Below are 5,717 nucleotides of genomic sequence, written 5' to 3'. Positions count from 1 at the left end.
TAAAATACAAAGCCCGTTGGTTACTGCCTTCGGGCTTTCGTTTTTTCTCAGCCCAAAAGTAGGTAATTCATTCCAAACCGCCAAACATCATTCAAAAAACCTACATATAACAAGTCAAAAAGCATTTACCACGAAACTTTCTAGTTTATCTAGTATGGGGGCTCGCCCCCATTCCCCCGGCTGCGCAATTCTGACACAAATACACTACTAAATCCACAACAGACAAAGATACTTCCGGAAAAAAAACTATCTTTGCCGTACACAAAGACAACCCTTGCCGAGCGATACGGGAGAGTTGCAAAAAAAACACCGGAGTGAATTGACGGATATCCGACATCTCCGGTGGTATTTTTTTTCTTATCCCCCTCCCGTCCCCCAAAGGGGGAGCACACAAAGACAAGCCCTGCCTTCACTCAATGGAGTGTTAAATAGTTGCATATGGGTCAAGTTCCTTAATCCGCTTACACAAAAAATCAAAGCGTTTCTTTGTAAGTGGTGTAAGCGTATCGAGATTATCTCCATCGAAATTCTCCCCAAAAATAAGGTCGTTCATTCCTATGCCGTGATTGTAGTTCTCACGCACACAGTTGCGCAGCGTCCAAAGGTTACGCAGGTTTACCCAGTCTGCTGTGCGGCTCTTTACCCTGCGGAACAAGATAACGGCAGTCCGCAAATAGTGCCCCACATGGTCGTAATCGTGCAAGACACGTTTGCCCAAATAGTAAATATCCAAATCTTGTTTTTCTCTGTCCTCGACTACTTGACAGAGGAAGAATGGAATATCCTTCAGGTTATCCCATTCGATGTAGTCAGTTGGTTTCATAATGTCTTATTTGCATTTTTCTTTCCGTACTTTCCATTATTCACAGAACATTTGCTGAAATACTTCACGTAACCTTTTTATCTCACTGAAATTCAAATCTCCAATCTTTCTTTTCAGCCGGCTTTTATCCACCGTGCGAATTTGATCAGTGGCTATCTCTCCTTCACGCCCGGCTACAGAACACAGAACCCGGTAAGGATAATTTCTTATCGTTGAGGTTATCGGAACAATGACTACTGTTGTAAGGTACATATTCAAATCTGAAGGAGTGACAACTACACATGGCCGTGTCTTTGCCATTTCACCCCCACGGGTAGGGTCTAACTCTACCCAATACACTTCATACTGTTCTACCATGTCCAATCCTCAAACTTTTCATCCTCAAACACATCAGGGATAAGCAACTCATCATCCCCATTCTCATGGGCACGTTTGGCAGCTTCCGCCCATCCCTGACGTGGTTGTGCCTTTATCACAATATTGTTCCCGTCCAAAGAAATGCTCACAGCCGATTTCAAGGACAAACGCAACTGTTTCAATACTTCGGAAGGAAGTATTATCCCCTTGCTGTTTCCAATCTGAATAATATTCGTTACCATAATGTTATAACTTTATAATTGATTATCACGATACAAATATATGTAAAGTTATAACAATAACAAAAGGAAAAACAACTTTTTTCCATTTTCACCGAGAACCCTGTCAATGGCTGCACTCGTCGGGAGTGTTGGTGCACCCCCTTGCCGTGCAGCGCTCCCCGACCGATGATTTTTTATTGTGCCTTGTGTCCTTTTCCCTTTTGTCCGGCTTCTGTTCCCAAGCACATCCGGAACACATGGCAGAGCGCTTGCAAATCCCGTCCGGAAGGCTTACCTTTGCAAAAGGTTATAGCACACTATAACCCCTAAAGGGGTTGTGTGCGAGGGGTGTCCCCTCGACCCCGTGCGATGTGACGTTTCACGCCACATCTTCTAAACAGACATACACACCTAAAACCTAAAGATATGGCAAAGACATGTATCAGAGTGGAAGCCTGCAATATAGGCAGCTCGGAACGTCACAACTTAAGAAGCAAGGAGCTCGACTACATCCGTCCGGAACTCACACACCGCAACGAACAGTGGGTAGAATGTTCCATTGCCGAAGTACATCGGGACATAACGGAAAAATACAAGGAAGCCACCGGACAAGGATTACAGAAGAAAGCTACCCCAATCCGGGAAGGGGTAATAGTAATCAGCGAGGAAACCACAATCCAGCAGCTTCAAGACTTGGCCGAAAAACTGGAAGAACGCTTTGGAGTGCACGCCTTCCAAATCTACACCCATAAGGATGAAGGCGCAAACGTATGGGACGGAAAGGAAGAAGCATGGAAACCGAACTATCATGCGCACATGATCTTTGACTGGACGGACGGCCATACAGGAAAAACTGTAAAGCTGAACAGACACGACATGGCGGAGATGCAGACTATAACAGCAGAGTGTCTCAACATGGAACGTGGAGTTTCTTCAGACAAGAAACACTTGTCGGCCATGCAATACAAAAACAAAATGGAAACAGAGAAAGCTGAACAACTTCAAAAAGACATCGAGCAACTAAACAGGGCATACACTGCCGGAACCGAGAAAATCACCACAGTCCAAAAGGAACTTAGTACGGCACAAAAAGAGCTAAACAGCATGAAAACCGACATACACATCAACGAAGCCAAAGAAGCTGCCGCAAAAGCCGGAAAAACCGTATTTAATGCCGTTACAAGCGTCTTTAATGTAGGGGAAGTAAAACGACAAGCCAAAGAAATTGAAACCCTCAAAAAAGAAAATTATAACCTCTCATTCAAGAATCAAAATTTAGAAGGACAATTAAGAACCAACAACATCGAGATGCGAAGGGTACAGGAAACAACCGACAGACAGATAAAGGCAGAAGCATCCAAACTAAAACCCATAACCAACCTTTTTCCGGAAATGGAAAATGCACAGGAAAATATAGAGGAACTCCAAACTATGGGAATACAAAATAAAGATATCCGACAACTTCTTATTGGAAAGGAAATATACTACACTGGAAACCTTTACGATAAAGACAAGAGAAAATCATACCAAGTTAAAAACGTGAAAATAGATATCTCCAAAAGTCAGAATGGTATTACTACAATTTGGCTAAATAACATCCACTTTAAAAACTTTCTTAAAGAACTTTGGAATACACTACAAAAGACTTTAGATAACGGTAACTGGCTACACCGATAGAAAGACACTAATTTGAATTGCACTTCTCTTTTTTGAGAAGTGCAATTCAAATTAAATCCCGTTCATTTTTTAACGACTAAAGGTGCAATTAGCTATAAAACCAAAAGAAGGAGTAGTACCTTTTCCTTTAAACTCCCATTTAAAACCTTGACCAGGTACATTTGCATCCCAATACGAAGTCCAAGTGAAAGTGTTACTCCATAACGGTCCAGTTCCACTAAAAGCAACACTTTCAGGTGTCGTTATATTATCATCCGGACTTGGTTTAGCATTAGGATTTAATACTTCAAAGAAATAATAATTATTCTGTATTGAAGCATTCAAATCAACTTGCATCTTTAAAGTACGACTGGAATCGTAAAAAACTCCGGTAGTGCTTTGAGAACCTCCATTAATACTCAAAGAAGGGAGAACAGCCCTCGTTTCCGTTACAACATCCCTAAATACTGAAAAATCAAAATTAGCATCCTCCTTCACCTTTTTAACCAAAGTCTTTCCATTTACAGAAAAAACAACATAAGCGGTATTAGGATTTGAAATAGCACTTGCCACTTGAGCATTTAAAACCTGCAGGTTATTCTTATATTTCTCAATACTCAAAGGACTAACTTTTTCTAAATCCTGCCAATCCGAACCTGTTACATAAGACAACGCCCTCGTTTTCTTATTCTCATTGAAATAGTATTCATTTGTAATCTCATTTACATCAACAAAACGAGATAAGACCTCCATATCAGATACAGAATCACTAACCACAGGTTCTATTACTTCATTATCATTACACGAACAAACACCCAAAACAGTCAGTAGACTGATGAACATAAACATTACTTTTTTCATAAATCCTCCTTTTTTAAAGTTAATAAATAAAGGTTTCGCCCAAAAATATAAAATTTCTCCTATTTTTGCATTGAATATTAAATATTTAACTATGAATAGAATAATACATATCTCTTTACTTATTTCAACAGTATCACTTTTTCTTATTTCAAACACCGGATGTGTTGAAAAACAAGGATACTACAACCATGGAGAAGAAAGCATAATCTCATTAATTTGTGATATTACATGGGCTGGTAAAAAAACAACAGACGAAAACGGCAGTGTCTGGCAAGGTACATACAAATTCAATAAAAACGGAACATATACCCGTACAAATATAGAAATCGACAAACAAGGAAATAAAAAAGAAGCCAATATCTACGGACAATGGTCATTCGGTGATCCAAGTTTCAGTACCATTTATTTTGGTGGAGAACATTACTGGGACATAGACGAGCTAACTAAAAACAAATTTTCCTTCTATGACAGAAGTGGAAAATTTGGCGATCCTTTCATGAATAGAGAATACATAGAACTCACACCATACCAAGAAAACAATACAACAAACTAACAACTACCCACTATTAGGAAAAATATCCTCATCTAAATAAATATCCTGCAAAAGTTCATCCTTCCGGGTGACCTTATAACAACACAATGCCTCCCCAGTTTCCATATTATACCAATCAGCCACCTTATCTTTCACAGACATATACCAAGTATAACAACCATCTTCAACATTCAATCCCTCAATATTAAGAACCAAATCCTCATCTCTAAAATCATTCAACGCTTCATCTCCGATCATGGTGCGGAACTGTCCGAAACTACTCATGCGCTGCATCCCATGCATGGCAGTATAAATCATATCCAAAGCCTTATAATTTATCTGAATCTTTTTTTTACCGTCACGACCTTTCGATTTTGAGACAGAAGCCTTTGAAGCATACTTAAAAACCTCTATCGCTGCATTTTCAAAATCCTCTATCTTCTTATATTTCTGAAAACGGGCATCAGCAACCGTACTACCATGCAATTTCTTCCATTGGGCTACTACATATTTTGCAGCTTCCAATGAATCAACAATAATATGAAAATGATAATGGAACGAAAACAAATCCTTTTTTACTACATGATAGGTACACTCCTTCTTAATCACCCCCGAAATACCAAGTGAACGAAACTTGTGTTTCGTCCTTATACCATCAGCCCACATCCGGTTACATCTACGCATGAAATCTCGCAATACCCTTGCATCATCGGTTACACAATTTTGCAAGGTAAGCGTCACAAAATAAAACTCTCTGCCTTCCGAAGCCAAATACTTCATAACCGGAAGGAACTTCTTTACATTTTGTGCCGTTTGAATACGCTGACAGATAGGACAAAAAGCCCGATGACAATAATGGGAATGCGCCTTACCTCCCTGCACAGTATAAACATTTGAACACACATGGGCATCCATATATGCTTTCATCAGCTTACTATCCGGATTCTTTTCCGAAAGTTTTCGAGTAAAATTATGGGATATGATTTTTACTTTAGCCTTTTTTTTAAGACTATCAGAACCGTTTTTTAACGGACTTTCTTTGCAGTTGGTTATATTTGTTCTATCTTTGCACATATGAAATTTTGATGTGGCTTTCGTTTGGTATCCGCCCCGCCAAGAACGAACACAAACGATTGCTAATTCTTAAAATACAAAGCCCGTTGGTTACTGCCTTCGGGCTTTCGTTTTTTCTCAGCCCAAAAGTAGGTAATTCATTCCAAACCGCCAAACATCATTCAAAAAACCTACATATAACAAGTCAAAAAGC

8 protein-coding genes are annotated in these 5,717 nt (G+C 39.6%); 3 read left to right on the top strand and 5 right to left on the bottom strand.

Annotated features, from left to right (window positions below; all coding sequences use genetic code 11):
- Nucleotides 1–211 (top strand): hypothetical protein (locus NBH01_RS26285; RefSeq protein WP_250700371.1); only part of this gene is annotated, 211 nt, incomplete at its 5' end.
- Nucleotides 212–424: 213 nt separating this feature from the next.
- Here NBH01_RS26285 and NBH01_RS26280 read toward each other — a convergent pair.
- The 3 genes from NBH01_RS26280 to NBH01_RS26270 are packed head-to-tail and all read right to left on the bottom strand — an operon-like array spanning nt 425 to nt 1,422.
- Nucleotides 425–823, bottom strand: a complete 399-nt coding sequence (locus tag NBH01_RS26280; protein ID WP_005799260.1) for a hypothetical protein — start codon at nt 821–823, stop codon at nt 425–427.
- A 36-nt stretch (nt 824–859) separates the two neighbouring features.
- On the bottom strand, nt 860–1,180 hold the full coding sequence (locus NBH01_RS26275) for a type II toxin-antitoxin system PemK/MazF family toxin (protein WP_005799262.1): 321 nt from the start codon (nt 1,178–1,180) through the stop codon (nt 860–862).
- A complete protein-coding gene (locus tag NBH01_RS26270; RefSeq protein WP_005812783.1) occupies nt 1,174–1,422 on the bottom strand; it encodes an AbrB/MazE/SpoVT family DNA-binding domain-containing protein in 249 nt (82 codons plus the stop codon). Before NBH01_RS26270 ends, NBH01_RS26275 begins: the two co-directional genes overlap by 7 nt.
- 405 nt (nt 1,423–1,827) lie before the next feature.
- Here NBH01_RS26270 and NBH01_RS26265 point away from each other — a divergent pair, with 405 nt between their 5' ends.
- A complete protein-coding gene (locus NBH01_RS26265; protein ID WP_005799237.1) occupies nt 1,828–3,078 on the top strand; it encodes an NBU/pMV158-type mobilization protein in 1,251 nt (416 codons plus the stop codon).
- A gap of 69 nt (nt 3,079–3,147) precedes the next feature.
- Here NBH01_RS26265 and NBH01_RS26260 read toward each other — a convergent pair whose 3' ends face one another.
- A complete protein-coding gene (locus NBH01_RS26260; protein ID WP_005799241.1) occupies nt 3,148–3,918 on the bottom strand; it encodes a hypothetical protein in 771 nt (256 codons plus the stop codon).
- Nucleotides 3,919–4,009: 91 nt separating this feature from the next.
- Between NBH01_RS26260 and NBH01_RS26255 the strand changes: the two genes are divergently transcribed.
- Nucleotides 4,010–4,471 (top strand): hypothetical protein, encoded by a 462-nt coding sequence (locus tag NBH01_RS26255; protein ID WP_005812785.1) that lies wholly within the window; start codon nt 4,010–4,012, stop codon nt 4,469–4,471.
- Nucleotides 4,472–4,474: 3 nt separating this feature from the next.
- Here the strand turns inward: NBH01_RS26255 and NBH01_RS26250 are convergent, their stop codons facing one another.
- On the bottom strand, nt 4,475–5,377 hold the full coding sequence (locus NBH01_RS26250) for a protein rep (protein ID WP_225538865.1): 903 nt from the start codon (nt 5,375–5,377) through the stop codon (nt 4,475–4,477).
- Nucleotides 5,378–5,717 lie beyond the last annotated feature (340 nt).

The sequence above is a fragment of the Bacteroides sp. B1-V-101 genome, from assembly GCF_023656585.1.
Lineage (GTDB): Bacteria > Bacteroidota > Bacteroidia > Bacteroidales > Bacteroidaceae > Bacteroides > Bacteroides thetaiotaomicron.
Note: the sequence above shows the minus strand (reverse complement) of the source record. Positions and strands in the feature narration are given on the sequence as shown.

Coding starts and splice junctions, on each gene's coding strand:
- NBH01_RS26280 (WP_005799260.1), bottom strand. CDS start 823: ATGAAACCAACTGACTACATCGAATGGGATAACCTGAAGGATATTCCA.
- NBH01_RS26275 (WP_005799262.1), bottom strand. CDS start 1,180: ATGGTAGAACAGTATGAAGTGTATTGGGTAGAGTTAGACCCTACCCGT.
- NBH01_RS26270 (WP_005812783.1), bottom strand. CDS start 1,422: ATGGTAACGAATATTATTCAGATTGGAAACAGCAAGGGGATAATACTT.
- NBH01_RS26265 (WP_005799237.1), top strand. CDS start 1,828: ATGGCAAAGACATGTATCAGAGTGGAAGCCTGCAATATAGGCAGCTCG.
- NBH01_RS26260 (WP_005799241.1), bottom strand. CDS start 3,918: ATGAAAAAAGTAATGTTTATGTTCATCAGTCTACTGACTGTTTTGGGT.
- NBH01_RS26255 (WP_005812785.1), top strand. CDS start 4,010: ATGAATAGAATAATACATATCTCTTTACTTATTTCAACAGTATCACTT.
- NBH01_RS26250 (WP_225538865.1), bottom strand. CDS start 5,377: ATGAAAGCATATATGGATGCCCATGTGTGTTCAAATGTTTATACTGTG.